A 19,208-nucleotide genomic window follows, 5' to 3' on the forward strand; every position below is an offset into this window, starting at 1 on the left:
GTGTGGTTTTACCTGCAAGCGGTCAGTGTATACCCCCTTGGCCGCTATCTACCTGTATACCCAAAGCCGACAACTGCTCTGCCAGTGTCTGGTCTCTTGTCACCTGCCATCGCTGGTAGAGCGCCATGATCTCACTGGCGCTGTAGCATTTTTCCCTGTGGCAGACACGTGCAACCAGCAACATGATTGAAGCAAACCGCCTGGCCAGCTCCTCAAAAACACGGCCCCATTCTCTGGCGTGGTCGGCCAGATAATCATAGGCAGCGCTGCCCATGCCGATTAAGTAATCACGCCGAATCCCCTTGCGGGCATAGTGGCCCGGAAACAGGGCGCCCAGAAAAAGTGCCTGATCTCCCAGCTGTCGCAATAGCAGGCAACGCTCACGCTCATCCCGACACTGTTGGGCATCGCCATACAACAGCGTCAGTGGTCGAATGCTCAGTTCGCCTTCTTCATAGCTGTACAGCGCACTGCTTTGGCTGAAACGCTCCAGCAGGTTCCCGATGTACCATCGGGTATCTTCACCCGCTTGAGTTCCGGCCAGCCGTTCCAGCTGGTGGCGAAAGAATTCGGCAAGGCCATACTGGCCGGTCTGGTCCAAGCTGTTCATCCGCACCCCCCCGATCAAGCTCCTATGCCTTAAAGTTAGCACTGGTTTACTCAAGCGTTTGTTGATTTTGTTGAATTTTTTTCAACAAGAGAGGCTCTTGAAACTGCCTTGAAGTGGACCTATTTGAATATCCGCGAACTGATTCGCACAGGCATGTTTTCTTTTTGTTGCCTGCCGGTGGCAGGTTGGAAGGAGGAAAAATTGGTATGAACATTCGACCTCTTGATGATCGTCTGGTGGTCAAACGTTTGGCAGCGGAGACCACCACTGCAGGTGGAATTGTGATACCAGACAGCTCGGCTGAAAAACCGAGCCAGGGTGAAGTCGTTGCGGTCGGCGAAGGAGTCTTGCTGGAGAACGGTGAGCGCCGAGGTATGACCGTGAATGTGGGGGACCGTGTGCTGTTTGCCAGATACGCGGGGACTGAAGTGAAACAGGATGGCGAAACACTGCTGGTCATGCGTGAGACCGATGTATTAGCCGTAATTGAAGATGCCTTGGTTGAGGAGGACGCAGCATGAGTGCCAAAACCGTTAAATTCTCCACTGATGCACGCGAGCGCATGCTGGCGGGGGTCAACACGCTGGCGAATGCCGTAAAGGTAACCCTGGGCCCGAAAGGGCGTAATGTAGTGCTGGACAAAAGCTTTGGTGCACCGCGTGTGACCAAGGATGGCGTGTCCGTGGCCAAGGAGATCACCCTGAAGGACAAGTTCCAGAACATGGGTGCACAGATGGTCAAGGAAGTTGCCTCCAGGACGGCAGATGTTGCAGGTGACGGCACCACCACCGCAACTGTTCTCGCTCAGGCCCTGGTACGTGAAGGGCACAAGGCGATTGCGTCCGGCATGAACCCGATGGACCTCAAGCGAGGCATTGATACCGTATGCAAGGCCGCCGTAGAGGAACTGCATGCATTGGCAACGCCCTGTTCAGACAGCAAGTCCATAGATCAGGTCGGCACCGTATCCGCCAACTGGAACAGTGACATTGGCCAGATTCTGGCTGATGCCATGGACAAGGTTGGCCGTGATGGCGTGATCACCGTGGAAGAGGGCAAGTCACTCGAAAACGAGCTGGAAGTCGTTGAAGGCATGCAGTTCGACCGTGGTTACCTGTCGCCCTATTTTGTGACCAGCCAGGAGAAGATGCTGACCGAACTGGAAAGCCCCTATATCCTCCTGTTCGATAAAAAAATCAGCAATATCCGTGACCTGGTGCCGACACTGGAAGCGATCTCACAGGCAGGCAAGCCGTTGCTGATCATCGCTGAGGATGTTGAAGGTGAAGCGCTGGCGACCCTCGTTGTGAACAACCTTCGCGGCATCATCAAGGCAGCCGCAGTCAAGGCGCCGGGCTTTGGCGACCGTCGCAAGGCGATGCTGGAAGATATCGCCATTCTGACCGGTGGTACGGTTATCTCGGAAGAGATCGGCCTGTCACTCGAGAAAGTGGAGCTGAGTCAGCTGGGTACCGCACAGCGCGTGGTGATCAGCAAAGAGAACACCACCATAGTGAATGGTGCGGGTTCCAGCCAGGCAATTGATGCTCGGGTTGAACAGATCCGCAAGCAGATCGAAGACACCAGCTCCGACTACGACCGTGAGAAGTTGCAGGAGCGTGTCGCCAAGCTCTCCGGTGGTGTCGCCGTCATCAAGATCGGTGCGGCCACCGAAGTCGAGATGAAAGAGAAGAAGGACCTTGTGGACGATGCACTGCACGCGACTCGCGCAGCCGTTGAAGAAGGCATAGTCCCGGGCGGTGGCGTCGCGCTGGTGCGCACGGCAGCCAAACTGGCCGAAAAGCGACTTGAAACGGCCAACGATGATCAGGACATGGGCGTTCGCATTGCGCTGCGAGCCATGGAAGAACCTCTGCGCCAGATCGTGACCAACGCCGGTGAAGAGGCCAGCGTTGTGCTGAACCAGGTGCGTTCAGGCGATGGCAACTTCGGTTATAACGCCCAGACCGGCGAATACGGTGACATGCTTGAGATGGGCATTATCGACCCGGCCAAGGTGACACGCTCTGCGCTGCAGAATGCGGCCTCCATCGCAGGTCTGATGTTGACGACTGAAGCGATGATCGCGGATAAGCCGGAAGAGAAAAAAGCCTCTGCGCCAGCCACCGGCATGGATGACTGGGGCTGATTCACCTCACTACTTTGGCTCTCCTCACTTCGACACCCGCCGGAAATATCCGGCGGTTTTTTTATCTGAAAGGCATTACGCCCTGCGGGCATGGTTGTCAGCCTCGGGTTCTGCTCGAACCTCCTGCCCTCAATGGCGTAGAATGCTCTGAACCTGAATGAATAAAGCGATTGAATTCTGGCCCATTACGAGATGTCAGGGTGGGCATGCAGAATCCAGGTGAGACAGATGACCGATGACAACATCATTGATTTTGCTGCCCGAGGTGAAAAGCACCGTACCCGGCGTGAACAGGATGCCCGGGAAGCGCGTGCCGAGGGGCTCAGGCACCGCTTTGAAGCGGCCCTGCCCGATAAGCCACGCCCGGTAAAAGACTATTTCAAAAAGAAAAAGGCGCGCAAAAAACGATAGGTACATGTACACGCTGCCCGGGGCGATAACTCGGGTATACTGCACGCGCACCTGAAGGTGTTATGAAATGCGTGACGGTGCACAAACAACAAGCGGAGTGGTAGATGGTTGAGACAGGGCAGCTGAACAGGCTCAAGGTTATTCGGGAAGTCGAATTCGGCGTTTACCTTGAAGGTGGGCGTGAGGGCGGCATTTTGCTGCCCAGAGCAGAAGTGCCGGCGGGCACACGTTTGGGTGATCGGTTACAGGTGTTCGTGTACCTGGATACGAACGACATGCCCATTGCCACCACCAAACGTCCGCGAGCGCAGGTGGGTCAGTTTGCCAACCTTAAGGTGGCTGAAGTCAATGAGGTCGGCGCCTTTCTGGACTGGGGGCTGCCCAAGGACCTGTTTCTGCCTTACAACGAGCAAACACGCCGCCTCAAGCCGGGCGAATCAGTTACGGTTTTTCTATATCTGGACAATACCGGCCGTATTGCCGCCACGACCAAGCTGGAAAAACATTTTGATCCTGCGGCCGAGTATCATCAGGGCCAACTGGTGGAGTTGCTGGTCTGGCGCCGAACCGACATTGGCTATCTGGTGATACTGGATAACCGTGCACAGGCGCTGTTGCATCAGCAGGATATTCACCGGCCAGTACGGGTCGGGCAGCGCTTGCCCGGATTTGTGAAACAGGTACGTGAGGACGGCAAAATCACGGTCATGCTGGAAAAACCCGGCTACGCCCGGGTGGACCCATTGGCACAGCAAGTGCTGAACTACCTGGAAGCTCGTAACGGCTTTTGCGCGCTGGGTGATAAAAGTGACCCCGATGCCATTCGCGAAATCTTTGGTGTCAGTAAAAAAGCCTACAAAATGGCACTGGGCCAGCTTATGAAATCGGGCCGGATTCGACAGGATGAGAAGGGCATCCATCTGCTCGACTGATACTCGGCCAATAGCCTTCCTTTAAGTTTCGTTTAAGACCCGCCCCTTAAAGTAGCTCCTGACATCAACAACAGGAGCTACTTTCATGAACAGGCTGATTGCAACCCTTCTGATCTCAACTGCCGCCGTGTCGGGCCCGGCTCTGGCGAGTGACAAATGTGATGTGCCTCGGGATGAATGGCAGAGTGAACAGGCTTTTCGTGACGCTGTTACTGCCAAAGGATGGGAGGTCAAGCGTTTCAAGATTGATGATGGCTGCTATGAGATCTACGGCTATGACGACAAGGAGCGCCGGGTAGAGGCCTATTTCAACCCGAAAACCTTCGATATCGTCAAAATGAAAGTCGAAGACTGAGGAGGCGGTCATGGCCACTGTTAAGGTATGGGATCCGCTGGTTCGGTTATTTCACTGGTCGCTGGTGGCCTGCTTTGCAGTGGCCTGGATCAGTGCAGATGAGTGGCAGGACCTGCACGAGCTGATGGGCTACACCATCGCCGGACTCGTTGCGTTCAGGCTGCTGTGGGGGCTGGTTGGGCCTCGTTATGCCCGATTCAGCCAGTTTGTGCGCTCCCCGGGCAGCGTCGTGCGCTATTTGACTGCCATTCGCAAGGGGCAGGAAAAGCGATATATCGGTCATAATCCTGCCGGTGGTGCCATGGTGCTGCTGCTCTTGCTGAGCTTGTCGCTGTTAACGCTGAGCGGCTGGCTGGGCACCGATATCTTCTGGGGTGAAGAATGGGTGGAAGAGCTGCATGAGCTGATGGGCAACCTGGTGCTGCTGCTGGTCGCGGCTCATCTGGGCGGTGTATTCTTGGCCAGTATGAGGCATCGTGAAAACCTGCCTGCCGCCATGATTAACGGTCGAAAACGGGCGCCTTCCGGCTCTGACCATCACTGAGCGCCGCTTTTGGCACCTTGCAATATTTGGAGAACAGGATGACAAGAACCGCTGCTATCAGTGTCGCGCTATGCATGCTCGCAGGCCTGTTCACGTCATCCTGGGCTCTGGCCAGTCGGGAGCTGGATCAGGAGGAGATTCTGGAGCTGGTCAAGCAAGGCAAAATCAAGCCCCTGACACATCTGCTGGAGCAAAACAGGACACGCCTGAAGGGGCACCTGCTGGATGTGGAAGTCGAGCATGAGCATGGACGACTCGTATACGAGATCGAGATGCTGGGTGAGGATGGTGTCGTCAGGGAGTTTTATCTTGACCCGGTAACGGGACGGATTCTGAAAGAAGAGATTGAGGACTGATCATGCGACTGCTGCTGGTTGAGGATGATGCCGCCCTGTGCGGGCGCTTGAAACCTGCACTCCAGAAAGCCGGTTATGCCGTTGAAATCGCTGCGGACGGAGTGGATGGCGAATTTCTGGGCAGCGAAGAACAGTTCGATGCCGTGATTCTGGATCTGGGGTTGCCGAAAATGCCGGGGCTTGAGGTGCTGGCAAGCTGGCGCCGCCAGGGCCGTGACATGCCGGTGTTGATTCTCACAGCCCGTGATGCCTGGCATGAGCGGGTTGACGGGCTGAAAGCGGGTGCGGATGATTATCTGGGCAAGCCCTTTCATACGGAAGAGTTGCTGGCGCGTCTGGAGGCGCTGGTACGCCGCCAATACGGCCATACTTCCAACCGGCTGGAGGTCGCCGGGCTCACGCTGGATATGGATCTGCATCAGGTGTCGGATATACGGGGTGAAACCCATGCGCTGACCGGAATCGAGTTCCGGTTATTGCGCTACATGATGCTCAATGCCGACCGGGTGCTGTCCAAGAACCAGCTGAGTGAGCATGTCTACGAGGAAGATCACCTGCGCGACAGTAACGTGATTGAGGTCTATATCAACCGGTTGCGGCAACGTCTTGGGCGTGACGTCATTCTCACACGCCGGGGTCAGGGCTACTGTTTGCCTGCCAAGTCGCGGGTTGATGCCGGCTGATGGCGCAAGGGGCTTTTTCACTGGAGGGTCGGATCCGCCGGCAGCTGTTGATCGGCTTGCTGGTGGTGATGGCAGCTCTGCTGAGTCTGGTGCATGTCAGCGTGACCCGTTTGACACAGTCCTTTGTCGTCAGCCGGCTGGAGGATGATGCCGAAAGCCTGATTGCCGCGCTCAGTCGGGCACCAGACGGTGACTGGGCGCTGAACCAGCAGGCGCTCCTGCAGGCATACCAGCGCGTTCAGTCCGGGCATTACTATCAGCTGTCGGGTGAGCAGGCCTCATTTCGTTCGCGCTCTTTGTGGGACTTTGAACCGGAACTGACACCTGAAATCCCGGCAGGTCAGCCGGTGACCACCGAAACCGCTGCATTTGGCGATCAGCAATGGCTGGTACTGGAACAGAGCTTCATCAAGCAGGGGGAGCGTTTCCGGTTATGGGTGGCCGAGGATATTGCCGACCTTAAAGCGGATCAGCGCGCGTTTGAGCTCTGGCTGCTGGCATTGCTGGGTCTCAGTGTACCGGCCCTGCTGGTGATGCAGCGTCGGATCCTGCATTCCGGCTTTGCGCGCCTTGAGCCGGTCCGTCAGACACTGGCGCAGCAGCAGGCAGGGGAGTTGGTCAGGCTTCCCGAAGAGGTGCCTGCCGAGGTGGTGCCGCTGGTCAACAGTATTCAGCAATTGCTTCAGCAGTCGGGCCAGCAGATTTCCCGTTCGCGCATGGCACTGGGCAATCTGGCACATGAACTCAAGCGGCCACTGCAGCAGTTGAGGTGGCTGTCCGAACAGCAGCAAGAGCCTGAAGTGCGTCAGGAGCTGATGCAGCTCTATGCCGCGCTTTATGAGCGTATCGAGCGTGAGCTGAGACGGGCACGGATTGCCGGTTCACCGGGGCCGGGGCGGCAGTTTAATCCCCGCGCCGAGATGCCACACCTGACAAAACTGCTGCACAGGATTGGCAGTGATGCGATCACTCTGGAGTCCGAGCTGCCGCCGGGCGCTGTGCCTTTTGACCGTGACGACATGCTGGAACTGCTTGGCAATCTGCTCGATAACGCCTGGCGATATGCACGGCAGCGGGTGCGGATTCGGTTCGTGTCGTCAGCGAGTCGACCGGGGGAATGGGAGCTCAGTGTGGAGGATGATGGTCCTGGCGTCAGTGAAGCCGACCTTACCCGCATTGCGGCGCGCGGCGTTCGTGTCGACGAGGCGGCGAGTGAAGGCAGCGGCCTGGGGTTGTCCATTTGCCAGGCCATCGTTGAAAGCTATGGCGGCGAGATGCAGTTCAGTCGATCTGAGCTGGGTGGCTTAAAAGTTGATCTGCGTCTGACGGCGGGGTAAGCCCATCTCTGTTATGCTGCGGTTACATTTTCATGAAAGTGAAGCAAGATGGATTCGATTGGATTGCTGATCCTCCTGGCCGGTTGTGTGGTTGTACTCTTTGACTTCACCAACGGCTTTCATGACGCTTCCAACATGGTTGCTTCGGTCATTGCCTCCCGAGCAATGACGCCCCTCCAGTCGGTGCTGATTGTTGGCACCTTCACGTTTCTGGGGCCGGTACTGGGTGGAACCGCCGTGGCCAATACCATTGGCAAGTTCGTCACCCTTGATGATCTGCCCGAGACGCTCTCGCTCATGGTCGTGCTCTGTGGGCTGGCGGCTGCCACCGCCTGGAATCTGCTCACCTGGTGGCGCGGACTGCCATCGTCCTCTTCTCACGCGCTGGTGGGTGGTCTCTGTGGCGTTGTGGCCATTTCAGCGGGCCCTGAACAGGTGGTCTGGGGTCTGGAAGCTCTGACAAGAGGTGAGTTCACCGGCGTCACCAAGGTGCTGCTGGCCCTGATCCTGTCCCCGCTGATGGGCTTCTGGGTCGGATTTATTCTGCAGCGGGTGACCCTGTTTCTGTTGCGCTCTGCCAGCCCGCTGGTGAACCGAGAGCTGCGCGGGGCACAGTGGCTTACCACTGCAGGGCTTGCCTTCTCTCATGGTGCCAACGATGCCCAGAAAAGCATGGGCATCCTGACCCTGTGTCTGTTACTGGGCGGGGAAATTGATCAGTTTGAGGTGCCGTTCTGGGTCATCATGCTGTGTGCTTCGGCGATTACATTGGGCACGGTACTGGGGGGCTGGAAGATTGTGCGCACCCTGGCCTTTGCAATCTACAAAATTCGGCCGCTGCACGCGCTGAACTCACAGATGACCTCGGCGAGCGTGGTGTTCCTGGCCTCACTTGTTGGCGCACCGGTTTCAACGACTCATGTGGTGTCATCATCCATTATGGGCATCGGAGCGTCTGAACGGCCTCGCGCCGTTCGCTGGGCCAAGGCTCGGGAGATTGCGACCACCTGGCTGATTACGATTCCCGGGTCAGGTGTGCTGGCGATCCTGATGTACGAAGTGATGCGCCTGTTCGTTGCAGGGTTATGATTCTCTTCTCTGGTTTACACGGAGTCACACTATGGCCAATACAAGCGGTTTTTTTCAGGCATTACTGGACCGGGTGATTCCCAAGCCGCCCGACTTTCTGACGCTGCTGGCCGAGCAGAGTGCACTGGTCAGTGAAACCATGACCAACCTGCACCAGTACATGCAGCATCCGACCGATGAGCTGTCCGAACGGCTGACCGAGGAAGAGCACGCGGCGGATACGCTCAAGATTCGTAATCTTCACCTGCTCAACCGGGCGTTTTCGACGCCGATCGACCGTGAAGATATCTACCGCGCCGTTGACGGACTTGACTGGATCGTGACCCACTGTAAAAGCACGATCAACGAAATGCTTGACTTTAATGTGGCCCCAGACCAGCACATGCGCGCCATTCTGGATGAGCTTCTGCATGGCTGTGAGGCGTTGGAGAGGGGGTTTCGTGCGCTATCAACCTATCCAGCCGGTGCCGAAAAGGAAGCCCATGCCGCGCGCCATGCCCACCGACGCATTGAGCGGCTGTATCGCCACAGCCTTGCGGAGCTGTTTCAGGGCGAGGTAACCGCCGAAATGCTCAAGAAACGTGAAATCTATCACCACTTGATGGATGGTTCACGCCGCTTACATTCTGCAGCCAATGTGCTGCACGATATCTTCGTAAAGCTCGTCTGATCAGCTACTTCTGAGGCTTGAACCCGGCGGCCAGCGCCTGTGTCAGCTCACGCGCAGAGGTCGCGCGGCACCCTGTGCGGTTTTGTCCGGCCCAAAGAGGCGTAAAATCACCGCAGCCTCGAGACTCGGCCTCGGCACGCAAGGGGGCCGAAGCGCCTGATGCAAGTGGAAAGGCCGGCGCGCTGTCGGCGATAGGGCCGACTTCCTCAGTCATGCGGTTGGCAAGGCCCCTTGCCGGCCGGCCGCTGAACACGTTGGTCATGCGCGTCGGGTGTTCATGCGTCTGCTGTAGTGCCGCACGGTGAACGGGGCTGGTTTTCGCCTCATCACACAGCAGGTAAGCGGTGCCTATCTGGACGGCACTGGCACCCAGAGACATGGCGGCCTGGACCCCACGAGCATCAGCAATGCCGCCTGCTGCAATGATCGGCAGGGCGGTGGCATCAACCAGTTGCGGTACCAATGCCAGAGTGCCGATCTGGCTGTCCAGATCATCCGTGAGAAACATGCCTCGATGACCGCCGGCTTCAACGCCCTGCGCAATAATGGCGTCGACACCCTGCTGTTCCAGCCAAAGTGCTTCCTCAACCGTCGTTGCCGTGGCGATAATTCGGCTGTGACTGGCCCGGACGCGGTCCAGCAGCGCGGGTTCAGGCAGGCCGAAATGGAAGCTGACAACTTCAGGCTTGAGTTCAGACACCAGGTCGGCCATTGGGGCATCGAAGGGCTTTCGAGAGGCGCCTGCGGGCGTTTGGGGCGGTTCAAGGCCCAGTTCATTGTAATAGGACTCAAGACGTTTCAACCAGGCAGCCTGCGCCGCCGGGGCCTCTGCAGGCTGCTGGTGGCTGAAAAAGTTCAGGTTGATCGGTTGTCGGGTTCTGTCACGGTAGGCCTGTACCGCGGCTCGAATGGACTCTGCATTCAACATGGCGCAGGGCAGGGAGCCCAGCGCGCCGGCCTCAGCCACGGCAAGGGCCAGTTCCCAGCTCTGTACACCCGCCATTGGGGCTTGAATAAGCGGGATATCGATACCAAATAGTTCATTGAAACATTTCATTGGGGGCCATCCTTAAATCAAGAGGTATTCAGGATACATCTTAATCCGTCCTGATGCTGCTAGACTTTGGCTACCCTGCACGCAACGGCTTGAGAGTCATCGGGTTGTGCGTACCTGGCGTATAAATCCGCACGCAAACAAGGAGTCGATATGTCCGATAAAGAGTATGTTCCGCCAAAGGTTTGGCAGTGGGAAAATGCAAGCGGCGGCAAGTTTGCCAGTATCAACCGACCCGTCGCGGGTCCAACCCATGAACAGGTATTGCCGGTCGGCAAGCACCCCTTGCAGCTTTACTCTCTGGCCACGCCCAATGGCGTGAAAGTGACCATCATGCTGGAAGAGTTGCTGGCGCTTGGGCATACGGGGGCTGAATATGATGCCTACCCGATTCGGATAACCGAAGGGGATCAGTTTGGCAGTGGCTTTGTTGAGGCCAACCCCAATTCCAAGATTCCGGCACTGGTTGATCACAGCCGTGACAAGCCGCGCAGGGTGTTTGAATCAGGCGCTATTCTGCTTTACCTGGCCGAAAAATTTGATGCCTTTCTGCCAAAGGATCTGGATGCACGCACCGAAACGCTGAATTGGTTGTTCTGGCAAATGGGCAGCGCACCGTTCCTCGGGGGAGGCTTCGGGCACTTTTATGCCTACGCGCCCGAGAAATACGAATATCCGATCGATCGCTACACCATGGAAGTCAAGCGGCAGCTGGACGTGCTGGATCGCCAGTTGGCCGAGCATGAATATGTGGCGGGCGATACGTACACGATTGCCGACATGGCGATTTGGCCCTGGTACGGTGTTCTGGTGCTGGGGCGGCTCTACGATGCAGCCGAATTTCTGGATGTTGAAAGCTACACCCACGTGATGCGCTGGGCCCGCCAGATTGAACAGCGGCCGGCGGTGCAGCGGGGGCGCAAGGTCAACCGTACTTGGGGCAAGCCGGAAGATCAGCTTCCCGAACGGCATGATGCCAGTGATTTCGATGCACTGAAGGGGTAAATCGATCAGGGCTGGGGTGGCAAACCGCAGCCCTGTTTACAGCGCGAGCGGAAACGCCAGCGTGCAAAGCGATGGTACAGCTTATCCAGCAAGCCGGTGAGTCGCAGCGTCTCAATCACTGTGGCCAGGTGTCGATAGCAGGGCAGCTCCCGCCAGATCAGCATAAAGGCGTGAACGCCCGTATGAATGCGGCCATCAGGCGCGACGGCATGAATCACGGACATGGCGCTCCAGGCATCAATCCCCAGCGTCTCCAGATCGGAAGCAGGGTCAAAAAGATCACGCCAGTCCACACGCCGGTCGATATCCAGCCGCTTGTAGTGCGCAATTTCACGTTTGCACAACGGACACTGTCCGTCATACAGCAGTATGGGTCTTTGGCTCATTCAGGTCTCCCGTTTCAACGGATCTACGCAGCCAGGCTTTCACCGGATCTGTCTATACGCTGGTCACCCATTTGGGCAGGCGAACCTGTTCCAGATAGAGACGCACCTGCTCGAGCAATGCAGCCGCTGCGGGCGAGAGTGCACGCCCCTTGCGGGTAATGATGCAGATCTCCCGCTCGATCACGGGCGCATCAAGCGGAATAAAGGCCAGCCCATCAAATGAATGGGTGTCCGCTGCCAGTGCCGGCAAGAGAGACACGCCCAGCCGTTTGCTGATCAAGGCTGCCATGCCGGCAGGGTTGGACACTTCGATTTGCACCCGCTCCAGCTCGATGGGGATCAAGCCGTTTTTACTGAAACGCTCAAGTTGGGCGCGTATGCCCGTGTCCCCGGACAGGAGCAACAGATCATCTTCCGGCAGTTGCTGCCAGCGCAGTTGGCTCGACTGCGCCAGCGGGTGGTCACTGGGCACGACCAGACCGTAACGGTCACGCAGCAGGGGGCTGTAGCTCAGCTCCGGTTGCTGAGAGTGGTTACCGGCAATGGCAAAGTCCACCTCATTGTTCAGCACGCGCTGTTCGAGACTGCCCGCGCTCTCATCACGGATATCGATCTGAATGGACGGATAGGAGGCGCGAAACTCAACCAGGGCGCCCGGCACCAGCCGCGTGATCACCGAGGGGGAACCGGCCAGGCTGACGCGCCCCTGTTGCAACTCGGCGCGGGCGCGCAGGTCATCCAGAGCCGCATTGAAATCGGACACCATGCGTTCGGCCACGGGCATGAAACGCTCACCCTCGGCACTTAACACCACGCGCCGTGTCGTGCGGTCGAACAGGGTCAGCCCCGCATCCTGTTCAAGCTGTTTTATGGTCGCGGTCAACGCTGACTGTGTCAGGTGGAGGTGCTCGGCGGCGCGGGTAAAGCTGCCGCTGCGGGCGACTTCTATGAACGCATGCAGGTGACGTATGCCGATCTGGCTCATATTGGCAAATTATTTTGATTAATTAATAGAATTTAATCGTTTGAATGATAAATAGGGATTCTGCATCATTGCCCCCCATACGCACAATATTGAACATGCCAAGCGAATGCCCTGGTGGTACGGACAAAGGGCGGCTTGCAGTGGAGACTGAGATGATTCCCCGTATTGATCAGATCGATGCAACGCAGAGCCTGTATCTGGACTTTATCGAAACCCTCAAGCAACAGGGCTTCAAAGGACACCTGAACCCGGACTATGCCAACCGTACGGTGCTGGCCACGGACAACAGCATCTACCAGGTGCTGCCGCAGGGCGTGCTCTATCCCAAAAACACCGATGATCTGGTACTGATTGCACAGCTGTCCAACGAACCTCGTTTCAAGGATGTTGTGCTCAGTGCCCGTGGCGGCGGTACCGGCACCAATGGCCAGTCACTGACTGATGGTTTGATTGTCGATGTCTCTCGCCACATGAACCGTATCCTTGAGATCAATCCCGACGAGCGCTGGGTGCGTGTTCAGGGCGGTGTGGTAAAGGATCAACTCAATGCTGCGCTCAAACCATACGGGCTGTTTTTTGCGCCGGAACTGTCCACCAGTAACCGTGCCACTATTGGCGGCATGATCAATACCGATGCCAGCGGTCAGGGCTCGGTCCTGTACGGCAAAACCCGTGACCATGTACTGGAGCTGACCAGCGTCTGGCTCGACGGTACGCTGTGGCAGTCCGGTCCGATTGATGACGAAAGCCTTGCCTTGATCAAGCAGCGTGAAGACCGGGTAGGGGAAGCGCACCGCCTGCTGGACGAGATTCAGCAGACCCGCAAAGAAGAGATTGACGCCTGCTTCCCCGAGCTGAACCGTTGTCTGACCGGCTATGACCTGGCTCACATCCGCGATGAGTCCGGGCGCTTCAACCTCAACTCCATTCTGTGCGGTGCCGAAGGCTCGCTGGCCTTTATCGCCGAGGCGAAGTTGAATGTGCTGCCGATTCCGAAGTATGCAGCGCTGGTTAACATCAAGTACGACAGCTTTGAGTCGTCCCTGCGCGATGCCAAGGCGTTGATGGAGTGGGAACCGACCTCCATCGAAACCATCGACTCCAAGGTATTGAACCTCGCCATGGGCGACATCGTCTGGGATACGGTGCGTGACTATTTCCCCGAAAAGGAAGGCGATCCGGCCATTCAGGGTATCAACCTGGTGGAGTATACCGGTGATGACGAAGCCGAGCTGCGCGCTCGAGTCGAAAGGTTGTGTGAACACCTGCAGCAGGTAAGCGGCGAGCCGGGCAAAAGCTTTGGTTATTCGGTCGTGTATGGCGCCGGCGAGATCAACAAGGTCTGGGGCATGCGCAAAAAGGCGGTGGGGCTGCTGGGGAATGCTCAGGGGCAGAAACGCCCCATTCCCTTCGTGGAAGACACGGCCGTACCACCTGAAAATCTGGCCGATTTCATCATGGCGTTCCGCAAGGTGCTGGATGATCGAGGCCTTGCCTATGGCATGTTTGGTCATGTGGATGCCGGTGTACTGCACGTTCGCCCGGCAATCGACATGAAGGATCCGGCTCAGGAAACCCTGATTCGGGAGATCACCGATGAGGTGGTGCGTCTGACGCAGGAATACAAGGGGCTGCTCTGGGGTGAGCACGGCAAAGGGGTACGCTCGGAGTACGCACCGGAGTTTTTCGGTCCGCTGTACCCTGTCCTGCAGCAGATCAAGGGCTGCTTCGATCCGCGTAACCAGCTTAACCCGGGCAAGATCGCTACCCCCATGATTGAGGGGGCTGAGCTGCTGAAGATTGATCAGGTCCCCACACGTGGCCAGCAGGACCGCCAGATCAGTGAGCCGGTGCGCGCCGAGTATGACTCGGCCATGCACTGTAATGGCAATGGTGCCTGCTACAACTACGACCCGAACGACGCCATGTGCCCTAGCTGGAAAGGCACCCGCGAGCGTATTCATTCCCCCAAGGGGCGCGCTTCTCTGATTCGGGAGTGGCTGCGCCTGATGGCCAAACAGGGGGTGGATGTGAGCGCAGAAGCGCAGCAGCTTCGCTCCCGCGGTTTCCTGCGCACCTTGCCGAGCCGGATCCGCAATACTCTGGCCAGACGCAAGGGCGATTATGACTTCTCCAATGAAGTCCACGAGGCGATGATGGGATGCCTGGCCTGCAAGTCCTGTGTTGGGCAGTGCCCGATCAAGGTCAACGTGCCGGACTTCCGAGCCCGCTTCCTCGAAGTCTATTACGGTCGCTATCTGCGCCCGGCCAAGGATTACCTGGTGGGAAGTCTGGAGTACATGATCCCGAGCCTGTCACGCTTCCCGGCACCCTACAATTGGGCCATGCGCAATACGCTGGTGAAGGGCGTTATGCGCCGTTTGGGTGGCATGGTAGACAGTCCGGTGATCTGTACGCACAGCCTCAAGCAGGGACTGGACACACGCGGTATTCAATGGGCCACGCCAGCAGTGATCGCAGGCTTGACCGATGCACAGCGTGAGCGCGCCGTGGTGATCGTACAGGACGCCTTTACCAGCTATTTTGAAACCCGCCTGGTACTGGATATTGTTGATCTGCTCAGCGCGCTGGGCTTCTATGTACTGGTGGCGCCTTTCATGCCGAACGGCAAGCCCTTGCACGTACACGGCTTCATGAAAGCCTTCGACAAGGCCGCACGCCGGAATGCTGACATGCTGCAGGCTATCGCCGAGGAGGGCTTGCCTCTGGTCGGTATTGACCCCTCCATGACGTTGACTTACCGCCAGGAATACAAGGATGTGATTGAAGGGGAGCTGCCGCCGGTTCAGTTGATTCAGGAATGGCTGAGCACACGCCTGGACAGCCTGAACTTGCCGGTGAACCTCCCAGCAAACGAATACCGGTTGATGGCACACTGCACCGAGAAAACTTCGGCGGCTCCTTCCTTGCGTCAATGGCAGGCGATTTATGCCGCTCTGGGGCAAAAGCTGGACGTGGTTGCAACAGGCTGCTGTGGCATGAGCGGTACCTTCGGGCACGAAACGCAGAACCTGCAGCGCTCCAAGGATATTTATGAGCTGAGCTGGCGCGGGATCGTCAATCAACCGGAAAACAAGGGCAAGCTGGTTGCCACCGGTTACTCATGCCGCTCCCAGGTGAAGCGGTTTGATGATCAACAGTTGCCGCACCCTGCACAGGCTCTGCTGTCCCTGATACGCGAGGTCTGATGTCACACGCCGGGTACTTAAGTTGTAGTGCAATTGCAGCATGAATCAGCGAAGATGCCCGGCATACCGCCAATTGCTAAAGACAGGAGCAACTGATGCAAGACCTTCTGCCGGATCTGTGTGATCACTTTGAGGAACTGGTTCAGGTTGTTGAACCCATGTTTGCCAATTTTGGTGGGCGTGAAACCTTTGGGGGTGAAATCGTCACCATCAAGGCGTTTGAAGATAACTCGCTCGTGCGTGAGCAGGTGGCTCAGCCGGGTCAGGGCAAGGTCCTGGTTGTGGATGGTGGCGGCTCACTGCGTCGCGCCATGCTGGGTGACATGCTGGCCGAGAAAGCGCAGAACAACGGCTGGGAAGGCATCATCATCTACGGTTGTATTCGAGATGTGAATGCGATTTCGGCGCTGGAAGGGCTGGGCGTACAGGCGCTGGCAACGCATCCGATGAAAACGGAGAAGCGGGGCGAAGGGCAGCTCAATATTCCGGTAACCTTCGGCGGTGTGACCTTCCGCCCGGGTGAATATGTCTATGCCGACAACAACGGTGTACTGGTTTCACCGCAGAAACTGGAACTGCCTGAGTCCTGATACCTGCCGGGGTCGCGTCCCGTGGCCCCAATCTTTTTCAGGTGTTCCGCCTGATTCTTCAACCTGTTTTTAGATTGATGAGCCAATTTATTGAAATATATGGCTTTAAAATAAAAGCAAAAAAACAGGTGTTTTTTCTGGCGAAAAAAATTCAGCGCTGTCTATACTGAAGTCAACAGCGCACCGGACGTGTGCTGGCCCGGCTCTCCGGGTAAATAAGGATATTTCCTGCACGCATCCGGTACCCCTTCGCCTGATGCGTGCTTTCTTATGGACGCTTGATAAGCAGCCTCAGTCCTCGTACATGGCCTGCATGGCTTCTTTGGTCCACTTGAGGCTGTGACGGTAGGCCGCTTCAAACAGTGATACGTCAAAATCACTCGGCAGCAGATCCCAGTCGCCTGATTCATAGGCAATAACCTGATTCAGGATTTTGCCCATGGGACCTTCACCCCTGGCGAGTGCCTGCTTGATGTCTTCGCCCAGTGGCAACTGCTCCAGCAGGGTTTCCTGGTCGATATCCAGCATGGCGTGCAGGCCGGACATCATGCCCACCATAAAGTAGCCGGAGGGGTTGGGCAGCTTTTCTGTTTCGGCGATCATTTCGCACATGTGACCACGCGTCAGCAGAATGCGCGTCAGCTCTTCCGGCTTCTCATTGTTGGACGACATGGCGATCAGGCTTGCCCACTTTCTCACCTGCTCCATGCCCAGCAGCACGACTGCCTGAGCAACGGATTCGACCTGCCGCACCAGCGAATAGGCCGCAGAGTTCACGATGCGCAGCAGTTTGTAGGTGAGGATGGGGTCCCGGATGATCAGGTCTTCAAGTTTTTCCGGCGTGGTATTGGGCTTCTGAAGCTCTTGAATCAGTTGCATCATGGCAATCTGGTTGGTGCTGATCTTGCGGCCCTTTACCACCTTGGGCTTGCTCAGGAAGCTGCCCTGAAACAGCTTGCAGCCGGTCTCGATGCAGTTCTCAAGCGTATCGAACTGACTGATGTTACTGGCCAGAATGGTGGACTTGTAAGGCGACAGCTGAGCTGCCAGTTCAGCCAGCTCATCGGCACTTTTCTCGCCCACATCGATCTTGACGATTTTGGCCAGCTTGAGCGCCGTATCATACTCGGGGGAGAACTCGAAATCGGTTAGCGCGAAACGGTAACCTTCCTTGACCATGCGGTGCACCGCACGGAGCAGCTCCATGTTTTTGGGATCAGCCAAGCGGATGCACAATACAACCTGCTTGGGCGGCAGGGCCGGCACATTACCGTCCAGTATCATTTGCGGGTTGACCTGAATGAAGGCGGGTACGCGTTTGATCTCACCCTGGTCCGAAATGCTGGTATAGGCATGCAGCAAAAGCTCTGAACTGGACTCAGCGTCGGGGTCAGCCTGTGCCATGGCATCCAGGTGATGATCCTCACCATAAAGAAGCTCATAGGCAATGACACGCTGCTGGTGGTCAAAGATCGGCTGACGAGCCAGCAGAGCCTGGCTCTGGTCTGAAGTGGCGTCCATTCGAGTCCTCGGTCGGCCTGAAACAAATATCGAGACGATTTTATCACTTAGGTATGGTTGAATCACTCAGGACTGTATAATGCGCCCCTTTTTAAACAGCTGGACATCCCGATGACACGTATCAACTGGTTTCCCGGCCACATGCACAAGGCGCGAAAGGAAATCGCCCAGGTGATGGACGAAATCGATGTGGTAATTGAAGTGCTCGACGCACGCTTGCCCATGTCGAGTGAAAACCCGCTGGTCGATCAGCTGCGGGGCCAAAAGCCGGTGCTGAAACTGCTCAACAAGCAGGATCTGGCTGACCCGGAGCGTACCCGTGAATGGCTGGACTATTATAACGCACGGGAAGATGTAACTGCGATCGCACTGGATACGCAGCAGAAAAAGCTGATCAAGCAGATACCCGAGCTGTGCAAACAGCTTGTGCCGGCGCGGGTACGCCAGGAGCGGCCTGTACGTGCCATGATCATGGGGATCCCCAATGTGGGCAAGTCCACGCTGATTAACGCCTTGCTGGGTCGCAAGATCGCCAAGGTGGGCAACGAGCCTGCAGTGACCAAGGCGCAGAAAAAATACAGCGTCCATAACGGGATGGCACTGTCCGATACGCCGGGGATTCTCTGGCCCAAAATCGAGGACGAGGATTCCGGCTACCGTCTGGCAGCCAGTGGTGCGATCAAGGATACCGCGATCGAGCACGAAATGGTCGCGGCCTATGCCGCCGGTTTCATGCTGGCGGATTACCCCGAACGCCTGCAGGAGCGCTATAAACTCAAGGAGCTCCCCACCGATCGTGAGGCGATGCTGGATGCGCTGGGCCGCAAGCGCGGGTGCCTGAGGCCCGGTGGCGTGGTCGATCTGCACAAGGCATCCGAAATTCTGCTCAACGAACTGCGGGCCGGCAAACTGGGACGCATCACTTTCGAAACTGTCGATGAGTGGGAACGTAAACGTATAGAAGCAGAGCGTATTGCTGCAGAAGAAGCTGAAGCAGCGCGTCTGGCCGAGGAGTCAAAATGAGCCGATCAAAGAAATCACGTAAAACAGGCGCCTTCATGACGGTGCTTGAGCGCAAGCCCAAGAAGCAGGAGTTGCTCGCGGACCCGACAAGCAAGGAAAGTCGGCGCAAAAAGCTTAAAGAACAACGCAAGAAACAGAAATCGGTGTTTGAAAAAGCACAGGCTACCCAGAAGGCGGCTGAACGTGATGCCCAGGCCGGTCGTCGAGGCACGCGCCACGGTGGTCCTCTGGCTGAAAAAATTCGCAAGCTGAACGCGGAAAAGAAAGCACAGCAGGCTCAGGACAACGAAGAGTAACGC

21 protein-coding genes are annotated in these 19,208 nt (G+C 57.0%); 16 read left to right on the plus strand and 5 right to left on the minus strand.

The window, feature by feature from the left end; genetic code table 11:
* Nucleotides 1–22: 22 nt before the first annotated feature.
* Entirely contained in the window at nucleotides 23–610 is a 588-nt protein-coding gene (locus H9C73_RS08090) for a hypothetical protein (protein ID WP_209287305.1), read from the minus strand.
* Nucleotides 611–816: 206 nt separating this feature from the next.
* Here H9C73_RS08090 and groES point away from each other — a divergent pair, with 206 nt between their 5' ends.
* From groES to H9C73_RS08145, 11 genes are all read left to right on the plus strand, one after another.
* A complete protein-coding gene (groES, locus tag H9C73_RS08095; RefSeq protein ID WP_209287306.1) occupies nucleotides 817–1,131 on the plus strand; it encodes a co-chaperone GroES in 315 nt (104 codons plus the stop codon).
* Nucleotides 1,128–2,759: a chaperonin GroEL gene (gene groL / locus H9C73_RS08100; RefSeq protein WP_209287307.1), complete on the plus strand. Its 1,632-nt coding sequence runs from the start codon at nucleotides 1,128–1,130 to the stop codon at nucleotides 2,757–2,759. The genes groES and groL overlap by 4 nt, the downstream gene beginning before the upstream one ends.
* 228 nt (nucleotides 2,760–2,987) lie before the next feature.
* Nucleotides 2,988–3,170 carry a tRNA (uracil-5-)-methyltransferase gene (locus H9C73_RS08105; RefSeq protein WP_209287308.1) on the plus strand — a complete coding sequence of 61 codons (183 nt, stop codon included), beginning with the start codon at nucleotides 2,988–2,990 and terminating at the stop codon, nucleotides 3,168–3,170.
* A gap of 104 nt (nucleotides 3,171–3,274) precedes the next feature.
* Entirely contained in the window at nucleotides 3,275–4,102 is an 828-nt protein-coding gene (locus H9C73_RS08110) for a CvfB family protein (RefSeq protein WP_209287309.1), read from the plus strand.
* An 85-nt stretch (nucleotides 4,103–4,187) separates the two neighbouring features.
* On the plus strand, nucleotides 4,188–4,457 hold the full coding sequence (locus tag H9C73_RS08115) for a PepSY domain-containing protein (protein ID WP_209287310.1): 270 nt from the start codon (nucleotides 4,188–4,190) through the stop codon (nucleotides 4,455–4,457).
* 10 nt (nucleotides 4,458–4,467) lie between these two features.
* On the plus strand, nucleotides 4,468–5,001 hold the full coding sequence (locus H9C73_RS08120; protein ID WP_209287311.1) for a cytochrome b/b6 domain-containing protein: 534 nt from the start codon (nucleotides 4,468–4,470) through the stop codon (nucleotides 4,999–5,001).
* 38 nt (nucleotides 5,002–5,039) lie between these two features.
* Entirely contained in the window at nucleotides 5,040–5,357 is a 318-nt protein-coding gene (locus H9C73_RS08125; protein ID WP_209287312.1) for a PepSY domain-containing protein, read from the plus strand.
* Nucleotides 5,358–5,359: 2 nt separating this feature from the next.
* The gene (locus H9C73_RS08130) at nucleotides 5,360–6,040 is read left to right on the plus strand and encodes a response regulator transcription factor (protein ID WP_209287313.1); all 681 of its coding nucleotides are present in this window, start codon (nucleotides 5,360–5,362) and stop codon (nucleotides 6,038–6,040) included.
* Nucleotides 6,040–7,377: a sensor histidine kinase gene (locus H9C73_RS08135; protein ID WP_209287314.1), complete on the plus strand. Its 1,338-nt coding sequence runs from the start codon at nucleotides 6,040–6,042 to the stop codon at nucleotides 7,375–7,377. Before H9C73_RS08130 ends, H9C73_RS08135 begins: the two co-directional genes overlap by 1 nt.
* Before the next feature lie 48 nt (nucleotides 7,378–7,425).
* Nucleotides 7,426–8,466, plus strand: coding sequence for an inorganic phosphate transporter (locus H9C73_RS08140; RefSeq protein WP_209287315.1), 1,041 nt, complete (start codon nucleotides 7,426–7,428; stop codon nucleotides 8,464–8,466).
* Nucleotides 8,467–8,497: 31 nt separating this feature from the next.
* A complete protein-coding gene (locus H9C73_RS08145) occupies nucleotides 8,498–9,136 on the plus strand; it encodes a DUF47 domain-containing protein (RefSeq protein ID WP_209287316.1) in 639 nt (212 codons plus the stop codon).
* 4 nt (nucleotides 9,137–9,140) lie between these two features.
* Here H9C73_RS08145 and H9C73_RS08150 read toward each other — a convergent pair whose 3' ends face one another.
* The gene (locus tag H9C73_RS08150) at nucleotides 9,141–10,193 is read right to left on the minus strand and encodes an NAD(P)H-dependent flavin oxidoreductase (protein WP_209287317.1); all 1,053 of its coding nucleotides are present in this window, start codon (nucleotides 10,191–10,193) and stop codon (nucleotides 9,141–9,143) included.
* A 150-nt stretch (nucleotides 10,194–10,343) separates the two neighbouring features.
* On the opposite strand from H9C73_RS08150, the gene yghU reads away from it, so the two are divergent.
* A complete protein-coding gene (yghU, locus tag H9C73_RS08155) occupies nucleotides 10,344–11,195 on the plus strand; it encodes a glutathione-dependent disulfide-bond oxidoreductase (protein WP_209287318.1) in 852 nt (283 codons plus the stop codon).
* A 5-nt stretch (nucleotides 11,196–11,200) separates the two neighbouring features.
* On the opposite strand, the gene H9C73_RS08160 is transcribed toward yghU, so the two are convergent.
* Entirely contained in the window at nucleotides 11,201–11,581 is a 381-nt protein-coding gene (locus H9C73_RS08160; RefSeq protein ID WP_209287319.1) for a thiol-disulfide oxidoreductase DCC family protein, read from the minus strand.
* 52 nt (nucleotides 11,582–11,633) lie between these two features.
* On the minus strand, nucleotides 11,634–12,566 hold the full coding sequence (locus tag H9C73_RS08165; protein ID WP_209287320.1) for a LysR family transcriptional regulator: 933 nt from the start codon (nucleotides 12,564–12,566) through the stop codon (nucleotides 11,634–11,636).
* 152 nt (nucleotides 12,567–12,718) lie between these two features.
* Between H9C73_RS08165 and ydiJ the strand changes: the two genes are divergently transcribed.
* Together ydiJ and rraA are read left to right on the plus strand one after the other, a co-directional pair.
* Nucleotides 12,719–15,775, plus strand: coding sequence for a D-2-hydroxyglutarate dehydrogenase YdiJ (ydiJ, locus tag H9C73_RS08170; protein WP_209287321.1), 3,057 nt, complete (start codon nucleotides 12,719–12,721; stop codon nucleotides 15,773–15,775).
* 95 nt (nucleotides 15,776–15,870) lie between these two features.
* On the plus strand, nucleotides 15,871–16,365 hold the full coding sequence (gene rraA, locus H9C73_RS08175; RefSeq protein WP_209287322.1) for a ribonuclease E activity regulator RraA: 495 nt from the start codon (nucleotides 15,871–15,873) through the stop codon (nucleotides 16,363–16,365).
* A gap of 291 nt (nucleotides 16,366–16,656) precedes the next feature.
* Here the strand turns inward: rraA and H9C73_RS08180 are convergent, their stop codons facing one another.
* Nucleotides 16,657–17,886, minus strand: coding sequence for an EAL and HDOD domain-containing protein (locus H9C73_RS08180; protein ID WP_209287323.1), 1,230 nt, complete (start codon nucleotides 17,884–17,886; stop codon nucleotides 16,657–16,659).
* 111 nt (nucleotides 17,887–17,997) lie between these two features.
* Here H9C73_RS08180 and ylqF point away from each other — a divergent pair, with 111 nt between their 5' ends.
* Both ylqF and H9C73_RS08190 read left to right on the plus strand, forming a co-directional pair.
* Entirely contained in the window at nucleotides 17,998–18,909 is a 912-nt protein-coding gene (gene ylqF / locus H9C73_RS08185; protein WP_209287324.1) for a ribosome biogenesis GTPase YlqF, read from the plus strand.
* Nucleotides 18,906–19,205 (plus strand): hypothetical protein, encoded by a 300-nt coding sequence (locus H9C73_RS08190; protein ID WP_209287325.1) that lies wholly within the window; start codon nucleotides 18,906–18,908, stop codon nucleotides 19,203–19,205. Before ylqF ends, H9C73_RS08190 begins: the two co-directional genes overlap by 4 nt.
* The last annotated feature ends 3 nt before the right edge of the window (nucleotides 19,206–19,208 follow it).

This window comes from Marinobacterium alkalitolerans (assembly GCF_017776525.1).
In the GTDB taxonomy this organism is placed as follows: Bacteria; Pseudomonadota; Gammaproteobacteria; order Pseudomonadales; family Balneatricaceae; genus Marinobacterium; species Marinobacterium alkalitolerans.